The following is an 18,050-nucleotide window of genomic DNA, read 5'->3' as shown; positions in this document are numbered from 1 at the left end:
CGGGGCGGTGAACCCGGCGGGCACTCTTGGTTTTATTCCACAATGCGGCGGCACTCGATATAATACCGCTTCTCCTCCGCGTGACCCATGCTGAAGGTCTTGCGGGGCAGCACGCCGCCCATGACCACCCCTTTGAAGAGGTCGCTCTTCTCAAAAGGCGGCATCAAAAGGCCCACCGCCCCCTCTTTGCAGAGTGCCCGCACCGCGGGTTCGTCATGTACATAGTCCACCGAGCACTCGGGGTGGTGCTCCAGGTGGTACTCGATAAATTCGTCCACCGTGCCCACGGTCAGGGGGGCGGTGGGGGTCTCGAAGCTCAGCTCGCTCTCGTCCCGGGGGCTCACCAGCCGGAAATGCTGTTCACTCCCTGCCCCGAAGCAGAGCCCCGCCATATTCTCGCTGCTCCAGGTGGCCAGGCTCAGGAGCACCGATTCCAGGGTGGCATTGTAAAGCACCCGGTGCACCGGCTCGATCTCGATGGCCTCCGAGTGGATATTGCACACCTCGGCCAGACACCACCGGGCCGGGTGGGTCTTCTGCTGCTCGGGGGGCAGGGTTTTCTTCAGCTCCTCCCAGTAGGCCTTGGCGGTGGCCAGGGAGTGGTTGCCATCTCCGACCGCCAGGGTCAGGGGCTTGGAGCCGCGGACGGCGGGGTATTTCCGGTCGAACGCCTCCTGGCTGCCCAGGGCATCCAGGGCGGAGACGATCCGTTCAATGAGGGCGGGTTCTTCCACGGCCCAGCCCGCAATGTGGCCGCCGCCCAGCATCAATTCGCCCTCGTAGACCTTCCGCAGGCTGTCTTTCCGGGCGGCGATGGGCTCGATGAGGGTCTGCTCGGGGTCATCGGCCAGCATCATCACATGGGGCGACTCCAGGCAGGCCCCCCGCCGCACCGCCAGACGGGGCGGCAGACGCTCCTCGACGGTGTTCTCGCTGGGGCGCACCTCGGGCAGACGGCCCCGCTGGTAGCTGTAGGCCTCCAGGTCCACCCGGCCCACCAGGCCCTGGCGGATCCGGCCGCTCTGCTCGGTGCGCTCCACATAGATGAAGCCGTCCACCGACCGGGTCAGCACCGACTGGGCGTACTGGTTCATGGTTTTATGGATCCGGTCGATCCGCCGGGCCAGGTCCGCACTGGTCAGGTAAACTTCCGGCAGAACGATCTGCAATGCGCTGGGCCCATCCCCCACCAGCGCGGCGGCCTTCTCCCAGTAGGAGCGGTCGCTGGTGAACTGATCACAGGCCACGCAGCCCCACTGTTCCAGCGGGATCTCCCGGGAGGGCAGAAGAATGTGGGCCGGCAAAAAACAGGATGTTTTTTTCATAGTATGGTTCCTCACTCTCGCAAAGTTTCATTCCCGCCGGGGCGCTCCCCCGGCGCCGCGGATGCTATACGGTCAGTAATAACGGCCGGAGGCGCTGTCCCGCACCACCAGATTCTCGCAGCCCAGCTCTCTCATCTGGCGGACGGTGTCGGCCAGCTGGGCCTCGTCCGCCGGTTCCTCCACCGGCAGACGGACCACCAGGTTTTTCACCCCCAGCTCAGCGGGGCGGGCCTCGGTGGTGGAGTCGGGAGCGGTGCAGCTGGACAGCGGGTACTCGAACCAGAGGGTTACCCGCCCGGTGAACCGCTCCTGCCAGGCGGCGATGTCCGCCGCCAGCTGCTGGCTGCGGCTGCGTCCGCCCGTCTCGCCAAAGCTCTGTTTGGAGCTCACCACCGGCGGGAACTGGACGTTGGCCAGCACCGTCTGTTCAAAGCCGGCGTTGTACAGCTCCTCCACCAGATCGCCGATATACTGGACCGCCGAGGGGGCATAGGGGTTCATCCAGGCTTTGCCGCCCACCGCCGCGCTGGCGGCGTCCAGCCAGAGGTAGCCCCCGTCGCCGGCGTACTGGATGCCCATGCTCCGGTCGGTGTAGACCGACACCGGGTCCTGGAAGGCCGCCAGCCAGGCCACCGGCACCAGGCCGTTCTCCTTAAAGATGGATGCGATCAGGGCCGGATCCACCACGGTGGCGGCCACGCTGCCCGACGCCCCGGGCACCGCCGAGGGATAATAGATATACCCCGAGGTGTCTTTCAGGGGCACCAGCGCGTAGACCACGCCCTGGGCTTTCAGGGAGGCGGCGGTTTCCCGGATCGCCCCCTCACTGCCGAGGGCTGAGAGGCTCACCACGCTCCAGTCCCCCTGGCCGGGGGCGGCGATCTCAGACGCCGCGCTGGACGAAGCCGCCTCGGACGAAGCCGCCGGGCTGCTGGAGGCGGGCTCGTCTTTCTCCGCCTCCGAAGAAGCCGGCGCCGCCTCCGATGAGGCTGCCGCCGAGGAGCTGTCGGGCAGGTCCCGATCCCGCACCACGGTATACCAGGTGTGGGTGGCCCAGTCCAGCACATAGGGCGCTGCCAGCCAGGCCGCGCCCAGCACCACCGCCACCAGTGCCAGGATGCCCAGAACCTTGCGGACCTTCATCCCGCGGGTATAAAAGCTGCGCCGGTATCGCTTGACCCGCTGCCGCCGCTTGTGTCTTGCCATAACGATTCCACCTTCCGCACAAATGTCAGAGAATCACCGTATGCCCCGTAAAGCCATAGATGGCCAGCGCCAGGATGCCGATGTAGATCAGCAGGATGGGCAGGCCCCGGAACGCCGAGGGGATGGTCTGGCTGTTGCTGAGCCGGGTCTGGGCCTCGGTCACCAGCATCACCGCCAGAATGTAGCCCAGCCCGCTGCCCAGCCCAAAGCCCACCGACTGGGTCAGGGTAAAGGCCTGGGTGCGGGTGATGAGCACCGTGCCCAGCACACAGCTGTTGAGGGCTGCCAGGGGCAGAATCCGCAGCAGCTGATCCTTGCGGGGCAGGTTGGTCAACTGGAGCACCAAATGCTCGGCCAGACAGACCAGGGCGATGCAGCCCACATAGACCAGAGGCCGGGCCGAAGCCCCCAGCCCCAGCCGGCCGGCCAGCCCGCCCAGATACCAGGCCAAGGGCGCCAGCAGCACCTGGGTGACGCAGAGCAGCACCCCGAACAACAGGCTGCTGGTGCGGTTGTCGCCGGTCAGCTGGACCAGCCGGGACACGCCCAGCGCCCGGGTAAAGATGGCGTTCTGGGCAAAGAGCGCCAGCACCGCGTATCCAAAAAAGATACCGACGGTTTCCATTACTTCATTCATCCTTCGCGGTTCGCCTCCTTCTGGTGGTTTGCCAGAACCTGATTGCGCGCCTCCGCGACCAGGAAATCCTTATATTTGCGCACCAGGGCCCGCCAGACGGCGCAGAGCACCCCCAGCAGGATAAAGCCGCCTGCCGGCAGCGCCGCCACCGGCAGCGGGGCAAAATCCGCCGCCTGGAAGCCAAACACGGTGCCGTAGGCCAGCAGCTCCCGCACACAGCCCACCAAGAGCAGCACCAAAGCATAGCCCGCCGTGGTGCGCAGGCCCTTGACCAGGGCTTTGCGGGGGGGCTCCTGCACCCGGCCGAAGCGGTAGATCAAAAGGGGTTCCACCGTCAAAAGGGGCAGATAGATGCCCAGGGTCAAAAGATCGGTGCCGAACCACCCCTCCAACAGCGGATAGACGGCCAGATAGACCACCGCCGCCGAGAGACAGTAGATCAGGCCCCGGAACAGCAGCCGGTTTTCCAGCTCGTCGGAGCCGCCGTGCTCGCTCAGGGGCAGAGGTTTCGACAAAAGGCAGGCCAAAAGCCGGCTGGGGGTCAGCAGCAGCGCTGCGGCCACCGCCAGCATCAGGGCGTTTTTGCCGCTGGTGGCCAAGACCACCAGGGGCGCCAGGCCCATGCCCTGCATCATGACCGGGTTATTGATAAAGATCCGGTGCCGGTGGGTAAACTGGTCCGGCTTTGTCAGGATCCATTCGGCTTTGCTCTGTTTCATGCCGAGACACCCCCTTCTTTCGCGGCCCGCAGCCGGGCGTTCAGGGCATAGAGCCGGGCTTCCACCCGGTCCAGCCAGCCGGCGATGCTGTTGACCGCCAGAATGGCGAAGCAGACGCCGGTGGTATAGACGCCGAAATACCGGAAGCTCATACTCACCAGGCCCACCAGGGCGCCATAAACCACCCGCCCCAGCCGACGGTGGGGGCAGGTATAGGGCTCGTTGAGCAGGAACACCGCGTTAAAGAGCATGGCGCCGCTCAAAAGCTCGTATTTCACCAGGTTGAGCCGGGGCAGAACGCTCTCCCACAAAGGGGCGTTGACCAGGTCGGCCTGGCGGGGGAACAAAAAGGCCACCAGGGCGCAGGCCACCGTAAAACTCACGGCCGCGCTGAGGTTGATGTCCTTCTGCCGCCACAAAAACAGCCCGCAGGCCAGGATAATCAGGGATGCGCCGGTGCCCAGGGGGCCGGCGAACTCACCCAGCAAAAGGGACCATGTGCTCACGTTGGGCAGGCCGCCGTTCCGCAAAGTATCGGAGACACCGCTGGTCAGGGCCACCCCGGTGGTGTCCCACAGGGGGATGTTGGCGTAGGGCTGGGGGTACTGGAACACCTGTTCGGGCCAGGACACCGCCGCCACCACATAGCCCACCGCCGCAGGGTGGAAGGGGTAGCTGCCGTAGCCGCCAAAGGCCTCTTTGCCGATCAGAACGCCGACCACCACCGCCACAATCAACACATACCAGCTGACGGTGGCGGGCAGCAAAAGGGCGATGATCAGCGCGAAGCTCTCGCTGGAATAATCCGACGGCTGATAGACCCGCCGGCGCAGAAAAGCCACCAGCCGGTCGCAGAAGTTGCCGGCCAGAAAGGCCGCGCCGCACAAAAACAGGGGGCGCAGGCCGTAGAGGTAGATGGCCATGCACAAAAGGGGCAGGGCCATCCAGCAGGTGTGCCGGTAGTAGGGGCCGGTGGTCTGGAGGGCTTTTTCCCTCTCTCGCAATGTCAGTTCCTGCATGGGGCCACCTCTCAAAGTGCGGCCAGGGCCCGGACGGCCGCCGCCGGGTCCGCCGCGCCGAAGATGGCGCTGCCCGCCACCAGCACGTCAGCCCCTGCTTCCACACAGGCGGGGGCGGTGGCGGAGTCCACGCCGCCGTCCACTTCCAGCATAAAATCGAGGCCCCGCTTTTCCCGCTCGGCCCGGAGCCAACGGAGTTTTTCCAGGGCCTGGGGCTGGAACTTCTGGCCCCCGAACCCGGGCTCCACGCTCATCACCAGCACCAGATCCAGCTGGTCCAGCCAGGGGGAAAGAGCCTCGGCGGGGGTGCCGGGCTTGATGGTCAGGCCGGTCTTGCAGCCCAGGGCCCGGATCTTGTCCAGGGTGGCCTGGATGTCGTCTTTGGTCTCCAGATGGAAGTTCAGCAATGTGGCCCCCGCCTTGGCGAAGGGCTCGGCATAGTCCAGGGGATGGTCAATCATCAGGTGGACGTCATAAAACGCTTCGGGCAGGCCCTGGTGCAAACTCTTGAGCACCGGCACCCCAAAGCTGATGTTGGGCACAAAATGGCCGTCCATCACGTCGTAGTGCAGCATCTGCGCCCCGGCGTCCAGCACCAGGCGGCAGTCCGCGCCCAGGCGGCAGAAGTCTGCCGAGAGGATGGAAGGACTAATTTTCATGGTTGTTTTTACTCTCCGTTCCACAAAACTTGGCCCCACCCGGCCCGGTCTGGCCCGGAGCGCAGGGGCGGGGGCGGCGGCGCGGCGGCGGGGCCGACACTGCCACAGTCTTTAGTTTACACGAAACCTGTATAAAAATCAAACCCGGGCCCCTGTTTTTCACCGAAATGACGTAAAACGGCCAGGCCGTCCCGCTCCCGGGGCCGAAACCGCCGGGCCGGGCGGCCTGGCCGCCGGATTCAGGTTTTGGGGGTGCCGGGGGTCCCGGTCTCATCGGGGATCCGCAGCATATTGTGCTGGTTGGGGGCCTCGGCCGGCAGGGTGAACACAAACCGGCACCACTCCCCCTGCTGGCTCTCGGCCCGGATCTGGCCGCCCGAGAGGTTGACCAGCACCTTGCAGATGTGGAGCCCCAGCCCCGCGCCCCGGGCATGGAGGCCCCGGGACTGGTCCTCTTTATAGAACCGCTCGAAGACAAAGGGCAGCGCCTCGGGGCTGATGCCCTGGCCCGCGTTCCAGATGGAGATCTCCACCTCGGGGCCCAGTTTTTCCACCCCGAAGCGGATGGTCCCGCCCTGGGGGGTGAACTTGATGGCATTGTCCAACAGGTTATACACCACCTGATGGATCAGGTCGGGGTCGGCATAGACCAGCACCCGGTCCATGGTCAGGCCCTCCAGCTCGATCATGCCGTCGTTGATCCGCTGCTCGGCCGAGAGGGCCACCCCGGTGAGGGTGTCCCAGATGTTGAACATCCGGGCGTTAACCCGGTACTCCCCCGACTCCAGTTTCGAGAGGTCCAGCATATTCTGGACCAGCCGCGCCAGCCGCCCCGTCTCCTGGGAGACCAGCTGCAAATAGTGGTTCTGCATCTCGGGAGGGATGGTCCCGTCCAGGATGCCGTCGATAAAGCCCTTGATGGTGGTCATGGGGGTGCGCAGCTCGTGGGCGATGTTGCCCATGAACTGGCCCCGGGACAGGTCGATCCGCTGGAGGTTGGCCGCCATGGTGTTAAAGGTGCGGGCCAGGTCGCCGACTTCGCCGTCCCCGTCCACATCCGCCACCCGGACCGAGAAATCTCCGCCGCCGAATTTCTGGGCAGCCTCGCTGATTTTATGCAGCGGCTCGGTGAGGCGGCGCATCATCACCATGGTCAGGGCGCTGGCAAAGACCAGCATCAGGCAGGCCGAGAGCAGAAAGTCGCTCCAGAACTGCTCCACAAAGGCCGAGAAGGCCGACCCCGACGCGCAGACAAAGAGATACCCTGCCCGGCTGCCGTCCGGGGCAGAGACCGGCCGGGCGGCCACATAGGACCGCTCCAAAAGGGTGCCCCCCAACATGCTGAAGGCGTGGTAATCCTCATCGAGCTGTTCCATCTCTTCCAGCACCGTGGCGGAGAGCTGGCCGTCGGCCAGAAGCCCCTGGTTGGAGGCCAACATCACCTTGCCCTCCTCATCGGTAAAGAAGATGTGGACGTCGGCGCTCTGGCCGATCAGGTCCACCTTGCTCACCAGGCCCTCCTGCTCGGCGGCGGGCATCTGGTCCAGCTCCTGCCAAAAATAGCCCGCCGCCTGCTCGGTGACCTTGGCCACCCCGTCCAGGGTGGCGTACCGCTCCTCGGCGAAATACTGGCTGAAGAGGATCATTTCCGAGCAGCCCATCACCGCGATGCCCATCAGCATCAGGGTCGCCACGATGGAGAAGAAGGCCACCGAAATACTCTTGCGCATTACTGCCGCACCTCGAATTTATAACCCACGCCCCAGACGGTTTTCAGCTCCCACTTGTCGGAAGCGCCAGCCAGCTTCTCCCGCAGGCGCTTGACGTGAACGTCGATGGTGCGGGAGTCGCCGTAATACTCGAAGCCCCACACCTCGTCCAGCAGCTGGTCCCGGGTGTAGACCCGGTTGGGGTGGGAGGCCAGGCAGTTGAGCAGCTCCAGCTCCTTGGGCGGGGCCTCCACCACCTTGCCCTTGACCCGCAGCTCGTAGCTGTTCATATCCAGCCGCAGGTTATCGAACTCGATGACCCCCTCGGCGGCCGCGGCCTGGCTGCCACCCGCGCAGCGGCGGAGGACCGCCTTAATCCGGGCCACCACCTCTTTGCTGTCAAAGGGTTTTACAATGTAGTCGTCGGCCCCCAGCTCCAGGCCCAGCACCTTGTCGAAGGTCTCGCCCTTGGCGGTGAGCATGATCACAGGGGTGTCCCCCAGTTTGCGGATCCGGCGGCAGGTCTCCCAGCCGTCCAGCCGGGGCATCATGACATCCAGAAGCACCATGTCCGGCTTGACCTGGCTGTATTTGGCCAGCGCGTCCTCGCCGTCGTTGGCGATGGTCACGGCGTAGCCCTCCTTCATCAGGTAGAGCCGGAGCAGCTCGCAGATATTGGTATCGTCGTCCACGACGAGAATTTTTTCGTTTGCCATCCTGTTTGTCCTCCCGCGTTGTTTTCCGGGGCGGGGCGGCCGTCCCGGCACAAAAAAGCCCCGCCCGTAATTTTCCACCCCTATTATACGGGACAGTTATGACAAAATAAAGAACCTTCTGTGCATTTTTTCCCTCTCGGCGCCCCAAACCCCGCCCCCGCCCTTGCGCCGGGGGGCCGGCTTGCGTATAATGATAGGCAGGAAAATAACGTGTAAGGAGCGTATTTCATATGAAACTCGGTATCGTCGGGCTGCCCAACGTGGGCAAGTCCACCCTTTTCAACGCCATCACCTCCACCAAGAACGCGGAGGCCGCCAACTACCCCTTCTGCACCATCGAGCCCAACAGCGGCATCGTGGCGGTGCCGGACAAGCGGCTGGATAAGCTGGCCGAGATCTGGCAGACCAACAAAAAGACCCCCGCCATCGTGGAGTTCGTGGACATCGCCGGCCTGGTGAAGGGCGCCAGCCAGGGCGCGGGCCTGGGCAACAAGTTCCTGGGCCACATTCGGGAGTGCGACGCCATCGTCCATGTGGTGCGCTGCTTTGACGACGACAACATCATCCACGTCGTCGAGGACGTCACCAAGGCCGAGGCCGTGGACCCCATCGCCGACATCGACGCCATCGACTACGAGCTGATCCTCTCCGACCTGGAAGTGGTCCAGAACCGGGCGGGCCGGATGGCCAAGGCCGCCAAGAGCGGCAACAACAAGGGCGCTGCCGCCGAGGCCGAGTGGCTGACCCGGCTGGCCCAGCACCTGAGCGAGGGCAAGCCCGCCCGCTCCTTCGACTGGAACGAGGGGGACGCCGACCAGCAGGCGGTTCTGCGGGAGATGGGCCTTCTGAGCACCAAGCCCGTCCTCTACGCCTGCAACGTGGGCGAAGATGACCTGATGGACGGCATCGAGAACAACAAGTACGTTCCCCTGGTCCAGGCCCGGGCTGCCGCCGAGGGGGCCAAGGTGATCCCCATCTGCGCCAAGACCGAGGAGGACATCGCCGAGTACACCCCCGAGGAGAAGAAGGCTTTCCTGGCCGAGATGGGCATTGAGGCCAGCGGCCTGGACAACCTGATCGCCGCCAGCTATGAGCTGCTGGGCCTGATCTCCTTCCTGACCGACGGCAAGAAGGAGTGCCGCGCCTGGACCATCCGCCGGGGCACCAAGGCCCCCCAGGCTGCGGGCAAGATCCACAGCGACTTTGAGCGGGGCTTCATCCGTGCCAGCGTCATCGCCTACGACGACCTGGCCGCCCAGAATTTCGACTATGCCGCCGTCAAGGCCCACGGCCTCCAGCGGACCGAGGGCAAGGAGTATGTTGTCCAGGACGGCGACGTGATCGAGTTCCTCTTCAACGTCTAAGGGAAAGGATTTTGAAACCATGATTTTTGGAATTATGGGCGCTATGCCCGATGAAGTGGACCAGCTCTGCGCCCGGCTGTCGGACGTCACCGTGGAGAGCTACGGCGGGGTGGAGTACCACCAGGGCAAGCTGGCGGGCAAGCAGGTGGTGGTCTGCTGCGCCGGCATGGGCAAGGCCAACGCCGCCGCCACCACCCAGGTCCTGATCACCAAGTACGGCGCCGAAAAGATCATCTTCTCGGGCATCGCCGGGAATATGTCCAGCGAGATCGGCATCGGGGACGTGGTGATCGGCAAAACGGTCCTCTACCACGACGCCCAGCTGGACATGATCTGCCAGAACCCGCCCTATCTCAAGGAATACGCCGGGGACCCGGCCCTGATCGCCGCCGCCGAGGCCGCCTGCGCCGCCGCCGGGGTCAAGGCTCTGACCGGCAAGATCGCCACCGGCGACCTCTTCATCGGGGACAGCGCCTCCAAGGCCGCCATCCAGGCCAAGTGCGCCCCCGACTGCGTGGAGATGGAGGGCGCCGCCGTCAGCCAGATCGCCGCCAAGAACGGGGTGCCCTGCGTCATCCTGCGGGCCATGAGCGACAACGCCGACGAGTCGGGCCACGAGGTTCTGGTGGTCAAGAAGTTCAGCATCGCCGAGTACGTGGCCACCGCCACCAAGATCGTGGCTGCCATGGTGGAGAGCCTGTAAATTCTTTATTTTGTGCCAAAGGGCGCGCCCTTCCCTTTTACGGGATGCGGCGCGCCCTTTTTTGTGTTAGAGGAACTGTTCCAGCTTGATCCGGCTGTCCTCCTGGAAATCCTGGAGCCGCTGCATCAGCCGTTTGGAACCGGGCGCAGCGTCCGGGTAATCCTTCTGGCACTTGATGCAGTCCATCACCCCCTGGCTGCTGCCCTCCGAGAGCATCTCGGCCAGGTTCCGGGTGGATTTGTCGGTCAGGGTTTTCATGCTGATGCCCATCCGGGTGTTCATCTTGGCAAAGGCCGTCTGGCCCTTGGCCTGGGCCCCGCAGGCGGCAATGCAGCTGTGGGCCTCCTGGTTGAGCTGCTGGTAGATGTTCCGCTCCCGCAAAAGCTCGGCCTTGAAGCGGGTATCCTCGGTCATGGGCACAATCTGGTCCAGGGTGTTTTTGCCCATTTCGGTATTCTGGACCACAGCCTCCAGCATGGAGAGGTTATCGTTTTTTTGTTCCATAAGAAAAAGCCCCCTTTTGCGGTTAGTATCCGCAGGAGGGGGCTTTTTATTCGATTCTATATTTTCCTGATTTTGGGGCTCAGCCCTCGGTGTGGAACACCTGGTCCCCGCCCGCCGTCCGGGCCGCCGCCAGACGCTTCTGGCTCAGCTGGTACAGACCATCCCAGCAGGGATTCTCCAGCTCTTCCAGCCCGGCGCAGCCGATGGACAGGGTGAAGGGCACCCGGCTCATCATCCCGACGCTGGTGATGCAGGCGGTGGGCATCCCGTCGTAGATGGCCCGCATCTCAGCTTCCAGCTGGGGGCCGGTGTAGTCCGAACAGGCCACCGCAAAAACGGCGTCGTCCAGCCGGCAGACCAGCTTTTTGTCCGACTGGTCATAGTGCTTTTTCCACTGGTTGGCCACATAGCAGAGCACCTGGTTCACGGTGGGCTGGCCGTGGTCGGCCTCCAGCCCGGCATAGCCGTCCAGAGACACCAGCGCCAGCGCGCCCTGGCCCCCCTGGGCCGCCCAGGTGTCCACCTTTTCCCGGAAGATGGTGTCCAGGTAATGGCGGTTGTACACCCCCGACAGAAAATCGTGGTTCAGATCCTCCCGGAAAAGCCGGCGTTCCCGCTCGCTCATCCGGTCCTCCGGCAGGCCGTTGCCCGCCAGCGGCGCACTCAGGTGGAGCTGGTAGGTCTTGCCCCCCGCCCGGATGGTCCGGCAGAGGGAACAGCCGATCCGGCCCCCCTGCACCTCGTACTGCACCCGCAGCCCATCCTCGGGCTGATCGGCGGCCTGGCCATCCTCCAGCTCCATGAGGTTTACGACGTCAAACACGGTCTGCAAGCTCTCAACCAACCCTTGCAGCCCCGGCCCGGTCAATTCTTTCTCCATGCTTTGTTTCCCCATATTTCCGCTACAATCTCAACATCAGCCGGCGTTCTCCCTCTCCGGCCCGGCTGAACCCTCAGCCGCTATTCGTTACTATTATAACTCTTGGGGAGCTGATTTTCCAGCAAAACAGCACTCTTTCACAAAGCACGGCTGTATTTTGGTCAATCTGCCGAAACCTGTGCCGGTTTGCGCCAGTATACCTCACACTCCTGCCGGATGGTCCGGGCCAGAGCCGGGGCGTCGAAGCCCTCCTCCGCCCGCCAGGCCCAGTTGCCCCCCAGCTTGCCCGGGGTGTTCAGGTGCGCCTCGGCCCCGAGGCCCAGCCAGTCGTACATGGGGATGATGGCCCGGGCGGCGGTGGAGCCCAGGGCGGCCCGGAGCAGCGCCAGCCGGACCTCGTCGGGGTCCAGGGCGGCGATCTGCTTGGGGGTGGCTTTGGGAGCTGCCAGGTGGAAGTAGGCCGCCACCGCCTGTTTCTCCTTGGGGGAGGCGCCGTTCTCCCACCAGTCGGCCAGGGTGGTGTTGTCGTGGGTGCCGGGGTAGACCACACAGTTCTGGATGTGGTTGTGGGGCAGATACTCGCTGTCCCCGCCGCTGAAGGCGAATTGCAGCACCTTCATGCCGGGGAAACCGCTCTCCGCCAGCAGTTCCCGGACGCTGGGCGTCAGCTCGCCCAGATCCTCGGCGATGATGGGCAGCTGGCCCAGGGCGGATTCCAGGGCGTGGAACAGCTCCATCCGGGGGCCGATCTCCCACTTGCCGGTGCGGGCGGTGGGGCTGGTGGCCGGGATGGCCCAGTATGTATCAAAACCCCGGAAGTGGTCGATCCGGATCAGGTCGTAGATGCCCAGGGCGTGGCGGACCCGCTTAATCCACCAAGCAAAGCCCGTCTCCCGGTGGTAGGCCCAGTCATAGAGGGGGTTGCCCCAGAGCTGGCCCTCGGCGGAGAAGTAATCCGGCGGGCAGCCCGCCACCCGGGCGAACTTGCCGTCGGCGTCCAGCTCAAAGAGCCGGCCGCCCACCCAGGCGTCCACCGAGTCGGCCGAAACATAGATGGGCAGGTCGCCCAGGATCTGGATGCCCTTGCCGTTGGCGTATCCTTTCAGGGCCTGCCACTGGCGGGCAAACTGGTACTGCAAGAACTTCCAGAAACCGATCTCCTCCGCGTTTTCCCGGGCAAACCGGGCCAGAGCCTCCCGGTCCCGCAGCCGGTATTCCCGGGGCCAGGCAGACCAGGCCGCCATCTTGTGGGCGGTCTTGAGGGCCATGTAGAGGGCGTAATCCTCGAGCCAGCCCTCGTTCTCAAGGGTGAAGGCATAGTAATCATCGGGGTAATAGGCGGCGCAGCCATACTGCCCGGCACACTGGGCCTGCCAGGCGGCGTAGGCGGCCCGCAGCAGCGGATAGCGGGCGGTGTAGAGGGCGCCGTAATCCACCACCGTTTCCTCCTCGCCGAACTCCACTTCGGCGAGCTGTGCGGCGGTGAGCAGGCCCTGGGCTTTCAGCCCGTCCAGATCGATGAAATAGGGGTTGCCCGCAAAGGCAGAACAGCTCTGGTAGGGGCTGTCACCGTAGCCGGTGGGGCTCAGGGGCAGGATCTGCCAGATGGTCTGGCCGGCTTCGGCCAGAAAGTCCACGAATTTGTAGGCGGCCTGCCCGAAGCAGCCGATCCCATAGGGTCCGGGAAGGCTGGAAACAGGCATCAAGATTCCACTTTCACGCATAGACGGTTCCCTCACTCTGTACCAAAATCTGGGGGCGCGGCGCGCTCCGCGCCCGGATAATTCTTATCATAACATATCCGGCCCCTATTTTCCACAGGCAAAAATCGTGGTATACTGTATCGTGATTTGATCCCACAGGAGGGCCCAAAGGATGCAAAGCACCGAGAAATACTACGAAAACGACCCCTACCGCACCGAATGTGCCGCCCACATCACGGCGGCCCAGCCTCTGGAAGGGGGCGGCGGGCGGCTGGCTTTGGACGGAACCGTCTTTTACCCCGAGGGAGGCGGCCAGCCGGCAGACCGGGGCGCCCTGACTCTGGAGAGCGGCGAGACCCTGACCGTGTCGGACGTCCACGAACAGGACGGCGTCATCTGGCACACGGTGGACGCCCTGCCCGAGGCGGCCCGGCCGGGGGCGGCGGTGACGGCCCGGATCGACTGGGCCTGGCGGTTCGACAAGATGCAGCAGCACACCGGCGAGCACATCCTCTCGGGGACGCTGCACCGGCTCTTCGGGGCTGAGAACGTGGGCTTTCACATCGGAGCCGAGGCGGTGCGGATGGACACTAGCGTCCCCCTGACCGCCGACCAGCTCCGCCAGGCCGAGCTGGAGGCAAACCAGGTCATCTGGCAGGACGCGCCGGTGCGGGTGCTCTACCCCACCCCTCAAGAACTGGCCCGGATGACCTACCGGAGCAAAAAGGAGATCGCGGGCCAGGTGCGGATCGTGGAGATCCCGGGGGCGGATACCTGCGCCTGCTGCGGCACCCACACCGCCACCGCGGGCCAGGTGGGGCTGATCAAGATCATCGCCGCCGAGAACTACAAGGGCGGGGTCCGGCTGTCAGTGCTCTGCGGCCAGCGGGCCCTGCGGGAAGTTCAGACCATGCAGACCCGGCAGGGGGAGATCATGGCCCTGCTCAGCGCCAAACCCAGCGAGACGGCCAACGCGGTGCGCCGGGTCCACGGGGAACTGGCAGATCTGCGGTACGCCCATTTCGGGATCTGCGCCCAGTTGTTTGATGCCCTAGCGGCAGCGGTAAATCCCGGCGAGGACGCCATCCGGATCGTCCCGGGGCTGGACCCCGACGGGCTGCACCGGTTGGCGGTGCGGCTGACCGAGGCCACCGGCGGCCTCTGCGCGGCCCTGACTCCCACCGACAAGGGCTGCGGCTACTGCCTAGCCCGGCGGGAGGGGGATGTCCGGCCCCTGACCCGGGCGCTGAACGCAGCCCTCTCGGGCCGGGGCGGCGGCAAACCCGGCGTCTGCCAGGGCAGCTGCGCCGCCGACCCCGAGGCCGTCGCCGCTTTTCTGCGGGAGAACGCCGGAGTTTAATAGGAAAGTGTAGCCCCCTTTTTAAAGTCAGTCCGAATCGTTTTATTGAAAGTCAGAATTACAAGGAGTTTATTTTTATGAGAATGCGTTTCAAGCCCTACGCCCGCGCCGAGCTGCTGGCCAGCGACTTTCACGTCCACGATCCCTTCCACCTGGGGGGCCAGTGGCACGCCCAGTTCCCCCGCCCCGAACAGCCTCTGGTGCTGGAGCTGGGCTGCGGCAAGGGCGGGTTTATCTCCCAGCTGGCCTGCGCCCACCCCGAGAACAACTACATCGGCATCGACATCACCGACAAGGTGCTGATCCTGGCCAAGCGGAAGATCGAGGCCGCCTACGCCACTGCCGGCCGCCCGGTGGACAACGTGAAGATCCTCAGCGCCGACATCGAGCGGATCCGGGGTGTTTTCACCCCCGAGGACACCGTCAGCCGGATCTACATCAACTTCTGCAACCCCTGGAGCAAAAACGCCTCCTCCAACAAGCACCGCCTGACCTATCCCCGCCAGCTGATCCAGTACCGGGATTTCCTGGTGGATGGGGGCGAGATCTACTTTAAGACCGACGACGAAGATCTGTTCCGGGACAGCCTGGAGTACTTCCCCGCCTCGGGCTATGAGATCACCTGGCAGACCCGGGACCTCCACGACAACGAGCCGGAGTGGAACATCCGCACCGAGCACGAGGGGATGTTCACCGAGATGGGCATCAAGATCAAGGCCCTGATCGCCCGCAAGCTGCCCGGAGAGGAGAGCATCTCCTGGATCGAGCCCAAGGTCCTCAAACGGTTGGCCGCCCAGCAGGCCGAGGCCGAAGCTGCCGCCCAGAACGAAGCGGACGCCGAGGGCTGACCGGGCTTTGTATATCCCCCGCCCCGCCCGGCCAAGACTTTCCATACTATATCGCACACCTTGATCGGAGGTAGCCTATGATGATTTTTGGCTTCTCACTCTACGACATTGCCCTGTATTTTCTGGTTTATTCCTGCCTGGGCTGGTGCGCCGAGGTGGCCTACGCCGCCGTCACCACCGGCCAGCTGGTTAACCGGGGCTTTCTCAACGGGCCGGTCTGCCCCATCTACGGGTTCGGCATGGTGGCGCTGCTGCTCCTGCTGGCGCCGGTGCGCCACAGCCTGCTTCTCACCTTTCTGGGGGGCGTGCTGATCCCCAGCGCCATCGAGCTGGTGGGCGGCTGGGCCCTCTACCGCATCTACCACACCCGCTGGTGGGATTACAGCGACGCTCCCTTTAATCTGGGCGGGTATATCTGCCTGGAGTTCTCCCTGATCTGGGGCCTGGGGGCGCTCTTTGTGCTCCGGATCATCCACCCCATCCTGGCGGGGTTTCTTCATCTGATGCCCGAAAACATCGGCTGGATCATCATGCTGGTTCTCTATCTGCTTTATCTGGCCGACCTGATCTTCACCGCCTTCACCGCCGCCGACCTGGCCCGGGATCTGGACACCCTGGAAACCGTCGCCGACGGCCTGCGGGAGCTCAGCGATGCCATGACCCGGATGGTGGGCACCAAGGCCATGGACGCCGATCAGCGGATGGACGAGGGCCGGCTCCAGTTCAAGCTGGCCAAAGCCGAGCTGCGGGATGCCGCCAAGAAATACTCGGCCCGTGAGGCCGCCGCCACCGCCCGCGCCATGGCCGAAGAGGCCATCCGCACCGCCCGCCAGGCCGGGGAGGACGCCCGTCTTTCCGCCTCCGAGGCGGCCAACGCCGCCCGTCTGGCTGCCCTCGGCACCGTCGAGCGGACCACCGACCAGCTCCGGCTGGAACAACTCAAGAACGAGCTGGAGATCCGCTCCGAGGAGATGCAGGCCCATCTGCACAAACACTCTTTCTTCGGGCCGGGGCGTCTGCTCCGGGCGTTCCCCAAGATGCGCCACGGTGCCCGGAACATTTCCCTGGACACCCTGCGGGAAGCGCTCCGCCGCCGCAAGTAAACCCAGCAATAAAACCCCCGGCCAGCAGCCGGGGGTTTTTTGTTGGTCATTATTACTATTTGCGCTCAGGCCTGTTTGCGGGCTTTGGGCTCCAGCAGCCGGTCCACCCAGGCCACCAGGCCACGGCCCCGCCGGCCCAGCAGCCGGGGCAGCAGCACCCGGACCATCCCCCATACGCCCTTGAAGTTGTAGAGGATGACCACCGCGGTGATCAGGCCGGTCCAGAGGCCGTAGAGGGGCAGCTCGGCCAGCAGAATGGCCGCTTCGACGATCAGGATGGCCAGATTCACCAGGATCCGGCCCGGCTGAAGCCGCATTTTCAACAGGCTCCGGCTGTCCAGCGCCCGGAGCAGGAACACCAGCGCCAGCCCCAGGAAGGAGGCATAGGTGGCCCCCACCGGGCCCCACCAGAGGATGAAGAAATAGTTCATCAGGCAGTTCGCGATGGCTCCGGTCAGCATGGTGTACAAACTGCGGGTGGAGCGTTTGTACAGAACGTAGATGCTATTCATAAACTGGTTGAAGCAGGTCATCACCGCCGCCAGAGTCAGGAAAGGCACAAACTGCCAGGAGTCATAGTAGCTGGATTTCATAATCAGCATGGTGGGCCGGCAGAGCCAGAGGATCCCCGCCGCGCAGCAGAACATCACGCTGGAATAGCTGCGGAACACGTTGGAGAAGAATTTCTCCCGGCCTTCTTCCTCGGTGACCGCCGACAGCTGCCAGGCGTCGTAGAAGATCAGGCCCAAAGTGTTCAGGATGGTAGGCAGGAAGTAGCCGGTGGAGAGCAGGCCGCTCCAGGCCGCACCGCTGCGGCCCTCCACCCCTTCGCACATGGCCTTGACAAAGAACATGTCCGAGGCATTGATGATCCAGAAGCTGATCTGAGCCGGGATCATGGGCAAAGAGAACCGGAGCATCTGGCCCCAGAGGGCGCGGTTGGGGCGGCGGAAATCCACATACCGCCACAGCCCCGCCGTGAAGAAGAGGAAGAGGCTGCTGGTAACGTCGCCGCAGATGATGGCCAGCAGATAGCCCGAGGCGCCCCAGTCAAACACCACCAGATAGAGCACATAGAACATCAGGGTGGCGAAGGTGCAGAGGATGCCGTCCGCCGCGACCAACCGGTTGAGCTGGCGGCTGCGGACGAACTGGGTGCAGAGGGTGCGCAGGCAGCTGGTCAGCACATAGATGTACAAAAGGGCGCCGTAGTTTGCCACGTCGGGCACCAGCCGGACCACCGGCCAGCAGAGCAAAAGCAGGCCGTAGCCCGCCAGAATGGTCAAAAGACCGTTGGTAAAGACCTGTTTTTTATCGTTGCCCCGGTCCAGGCCAAAGCGGATGATGGCGTTGGACATGCCCATGGAGACAAAGGGGATCAAGAGATTGGCACACTGGCTCAAAAGCTTTGAGATGCCCATATTCTCCACGTCCCGCATGGCATAGGTCAAAAAGGGCTGGACGATGAAGGTCAGCAGCTTGGATGAAAAGCTGGAAATGGCAAAAATCAGGGTATTTCCCGCCAGGCGGTTGTATTTGTTCTGCCCCGCTTCGGGGGCTTTTTCGTTCGACAAGGGTGTTTATCCTCCCGTGTG

The 18,050-nt window shown here is 64.2% G+C and carries 17 protein-coding genes; 5 read left to right on the top strand and 12 right to left on the bottom strand.

What is annotated here, in order from left to right:
* Window positions 1-32: 32 nt before the first annotated feature.
* The 8 genes from JCM17207_RS10130 to JCM17207_RS10095 form a co-directional block, all read right to left on the bottom strand.
* Window positions 33-1,325 carry a DUF1015 domain-containing protein gene (locus JCM17207_RS10130; protein ID WP_238317534.1) on the bottom strand — a complete coding sequence of 431 codons (1,293 nt, stop codon included), beginning with the start codon at window positions 1,323-1,325 and terminating at the stop codon, window positions 33-35.
* A gap of 72 nt (window positions 1,326-1,397) precedes the next feature.
* Window positions 1,398-2,531: a putative glycoside hydrolase gene (locus tag JCM17207_RS10125; protein ID WP_238317533.1), complete on the bottom strand. Its 1,134-nt coding sequence runs from the start codon at window positions 2,529-2,531 to the stop codon at window positions 1,398-1,400.
* 25 nt (window positions 2,532-2,556) lie between these two features.
* A complete protein-coding gene (locus tag JCM17207_RS10120; RefSeq protein WP_238317532.1) occupies window positions 2,557-3,168 on the bottom strand; it encodes an Rnf-Nqr domain containing protein in 612 nt (203 codons plus the stop codon).
* Window positions 3,165-3,887, bottom strand: coding sequence for an Rnf-Nqr domain containing protein (locus JCM17207_RS10115; protein ID WP_238317531.1), 723 nt, complete (start codon window positions 3,885-3,887; stop codon window positions 3,165-3,167). Before JCM17207_RS10115 ends, JCM17207_RS10120 begins: the two co-directional genes overlap by 4 nt.
* Entirely contained in the window at window positions 3,884-4,906 is a 1,023-nt protein-coding gene (locus JCM17207_RS10110) for an RnfABCDGE type electron transport complex subunit D (protein WP_238317530.1), read from the bottom strand. The genes JCM17207_RS10115 and JCM17207_RS10110 overlap by 4 nt, the downstream gene beginning before the upstream one ends.
* Window positions 4,907-4,917: 11 nt before the next feature.
* Window positions 4,918-5,565, bottom strand: coding sequence for a ribulose-phosphate 3-epimerase (rpe, locus tag JCM17207_RS10105; protein ID WP_238317529.1), 648 nt, complete (start codon window positions 5,563-5,565; stop codon window positions 4,918-4,920).
* Window positions 5,566-5,804: 239 nt separating this feature from the next.
* Window positions 5,805-7,295, bottom strand: coding sequence for a sensor histidine kinase (locus JCM17207_RS10100; RefSeq protein WP_238317528.1), 1,491 nt, complete (start codon window positions 7,293-7,295; stop codon window positions 5,805-5,807).
* Window positions 7,295-7,990, bottom strand: coding sequence for a response regulator transcription factor (locus JCM17207_RS10095; protein ID WP_238317527.1), 696 nt, complete (start codon window positions 7,988-7,990; stop codon window positions 7,295-7,297). Before JCM17207_RS10095 ends, JCM17207_RS10100 begins: the two co-directional genes overlap by 1 nt.
* Window positions 7,991-8,220: 230 nt before the next feature.
* On the opposite strand from JCM17207_RS10095, the gene ychF reads away from it, so the two are divergent.
* Both ychF and JCM17207_RS10085 read left to right on the top strand, forming a co-directional pair.
* Window positions 8,221-9,354: a redox-regulated ATPase YchF gene (gene ychF, locus JCM17207_RS10090; RefSeq protein WP_238317526.1), complete on the top strand. Its 1,134-nt coding sequence runs from the start codon at window positions 8,221-8,223 to the stop codon at window positions 9,352-9,354.
* A 19-nt stretch (window positions 9,355-9,373) separates the two neighbouring features.
* Complete coding sequence (locus tag JCM17207_RS10085) at window positions 9,374-10,057, top strand: 5'-methylthioadenosine/adenosylhomocysteine nucleosidase (protein ID WP_238317525.1); 684 nt, start codon at window positions 9,374-9,376, stop codon at window positions 10,055-10,057.
* Window positions 10,058-10,123: 66 nt separating this feature from the next.
* Here the strand turns inward: JCM17207_RS10085 and JCM17207_RS10080 are convergent, their stop codons facing one another.
* The 3 genes from JCM17207_RS10080 to malQ all read right to left on the bottom strand — a co-directional run bounded on the left by JCM17207_RS10080 (window position 10,124) and on the right by malQ (window position 13,180).
* Window positions 10,124-10,561, bottom strand: a complete 438-nt coding sequence (locus JCM17207_RS10080; RefSeq protein WP_238317524.1) for a hypothetical protein — start codon at window positions 10,559-10,561, stop codon at window positions 10,124-10,126.
* A gap of 79 nt (window positions 10,562-10,640) precedes the next feature.
* Window positions 10,641-11,441 (bottom strand): GGDEF domain-containing protein, encoded by an 801-nt coding sequence (locus JCM17207_RS10075; protein ID WP_238317523.1) that lies wholly within the window; start codon window positions 11,439-11,441, stop codon window positions 10,641-10,643.
* Between the two features lie 161 nt (window positions 11,442-11,602).
* A complete protein-coding gene (gene malQ, locus JCM17207_RS10070) occupies window positions 11,603-13,180 on the bottom strand; it encodes a 4-alpha-glucanotransferase (protein WP_282449913.1) in 1,578 nt (525 codons plus the stop codon).
* Window positions 13,181-13,316: 136 nt separating this feature from the next.
* On the opposite strand from malQ, the gene JCM17207_RS10065 reads away from it, so the two are divergent.
* The 3 genes from JCM17207_RS10065 (at window position 13,317) to JCM17207_RS13745 (ending at window position 16,455) form a co-directional block, all read left to right on the top strand.
* Complete coding sequence (locus tag JCM17207_RS10065; protein WP_238317521.1) at window positions 13,317-14,504, top strand: alanyl-tRNA editing protein; 1,188 nt, start codon at window positions 13,317-13,319, stop codon at window positions 14,502-14,504.
* Window positions 14,505-14,581: 77 nt separating this feature from the next.
* Complete coding sequence (trmB, locus tag JCM17207_RS10060) at window positions 14,582-15,352, top strand: tRNA (guanosine(46)-N7)-methyltransferase TrmB (protein WP_238317520.1); 771 nt, start codon at window positions 14,582-14,584, stop codon at window positions 15,350-15,352.
* A gap of 77 nt (window positions 15,353-15,429) precedes the next feature.
* Complete coding sequence (locus JCM17207_RS13745) at window positions 15,430-16,455, top strand: putative ABC transporter permease (RefSeq protein WP_282449912.1); 1,026 nt, start codon at window positions 15,430-15,432, stop codon at window positions 16,453-16,455.
* Window positions 16,456-16,520: 65 nt separating this feature from the next.
* Here JCM17207_RS13745 and JCM17207_RS10050 read toward each other — a convergent pair whose 3' ends face one another.
* Window positions 16,521-18,029, bottom strand: coding sequence for a lipopolysaccharide biosynthesis protein (locus JCM17207_RS10050; RefSeq protein WP_238317519.1), 1,509 nt, complete (start codon window positions 18,027-18,029; stop codon window positions 16,521-16,523).
* Window positions 18,030-18,050: the final 21 nt, after the last annotated feature.

This window comes from Faecalibacterium gallinarum, assembly GCF_022180365.1.
Lineage (GTDB): Bacteria > Bacillota > Clostridia > Oscillospirales > Ruminococcaceae > Faecalibacterium > Faecalibacterium gallinarum.
This window is presented reverse-complemented; position numbering and strand designations above follow the sequence as displayed.

Bases quoted from the DNA above. Each gene is read 5' to 3' on its own strand.
- ychF (WP_238317526.1), top strand. From the start codon at position 8,221: ATGAAACTCGGTATCGTCGGGCTGCCCAACGTGGGCAAGTCCACCCTT.
- rpe (WP_238317529.1), bottom strand. From the start codon at position 5,565: ATGAAAATTAGTCCTTCCATCCTCTCGGCAGACTTCTGCCGCCTGGGC.
- JCM17207_RS10115 (WP_238317531.1), bottom strand. From the start codon at position 3,887: ATGAAACAGAGCAAAGCCGAATGGATCCTGACAAAGCCGGACCAGTTT.
- JCM17207_RS10075 (WP_238317523.1), bottom strand. From the start codon at position 11,441: ATGGAGAAAGAATTGACCGGGCCGGGGCTGCAAGGGTTGGTTGAGAGC.
- JCM17207_RS10120 (WP_238317532.1), bottom strand. From the start codon at position 3,168: ATGAATGAAGTAATGGAAACCGTCGGTATCTTTTTTGGATACGCGGTG.
- JCM17207_RS10110 (WP_238317530.1), bottom strand. From the start codon at position 4,906: ATGCAGGAACTGACATTGCGAGAGAGGGAAAAAGCCCTCCAGACCACC.
- JCM17207_RS10130 (WP_238317534.1), bottom strand. From the start codon at position 1,325: ATGAAAAAAACATCCTGTTTTTTGCCGGCCCACATTCTTCTGCCCTCC.
- trmB (WP_238317520.1), top strand. From the start codon at position 14,582: ATGAGAATGCGTTTCAAGCCCTACGCCCGCGCCGAGCTGCTGGCCAGC.
- JCM17207_RS10085 (WP_238317525.1), top strand. From the start codon at position 9,374: ATGATTTTTGGAATTATGGGCGCTATGCCCGATGAAGTGGACCAGCTC.
- JCM17207_RS10095 (WP_238317527.1), bottom strand. From the start codon at position 7,990: ATGGCAAACGAAAAAATTCTCGTCGTGGACGACGATACCAATATCTGC.
- JCM17207_RS10065 (WP_238317521.1), top strand. From the start codon at position 13,317: ATGCAAAGCACCGAGAAATACTACGAAAACGACCCCTACCGCACCGAA.
- JCM17207_RS13745 (WP_282449912.1), top strand. From the start codon at position 15,430: ATGATGATTTTTGGCTTCTCACTCTACGACATTGCCCTGTATTTTCTG.
- JCM17207_RS10080 (WP_238317524.1), bottom strand. From the start codon at position 10,561: ATGGAACAAAAAAACGATAACCTCTCCATGCTGGAGGCTGTGGTCCAG.
- JCM17207_RS10125 (WP_238317533.1), bottom strand. From the start codon at position 2,531: ATGGCAAGACACAAGCGGCGGCAGCGGGTCAAGCGATACCGGCGCAGC.
- JCM17207_RS10100 (WP_238317528.1), bottom strand. From the start codon at position 7,295: ATGCGCAAGAGTATTTCGGTGGCCTTCTTCTCCATCGTGGCGACCCTG.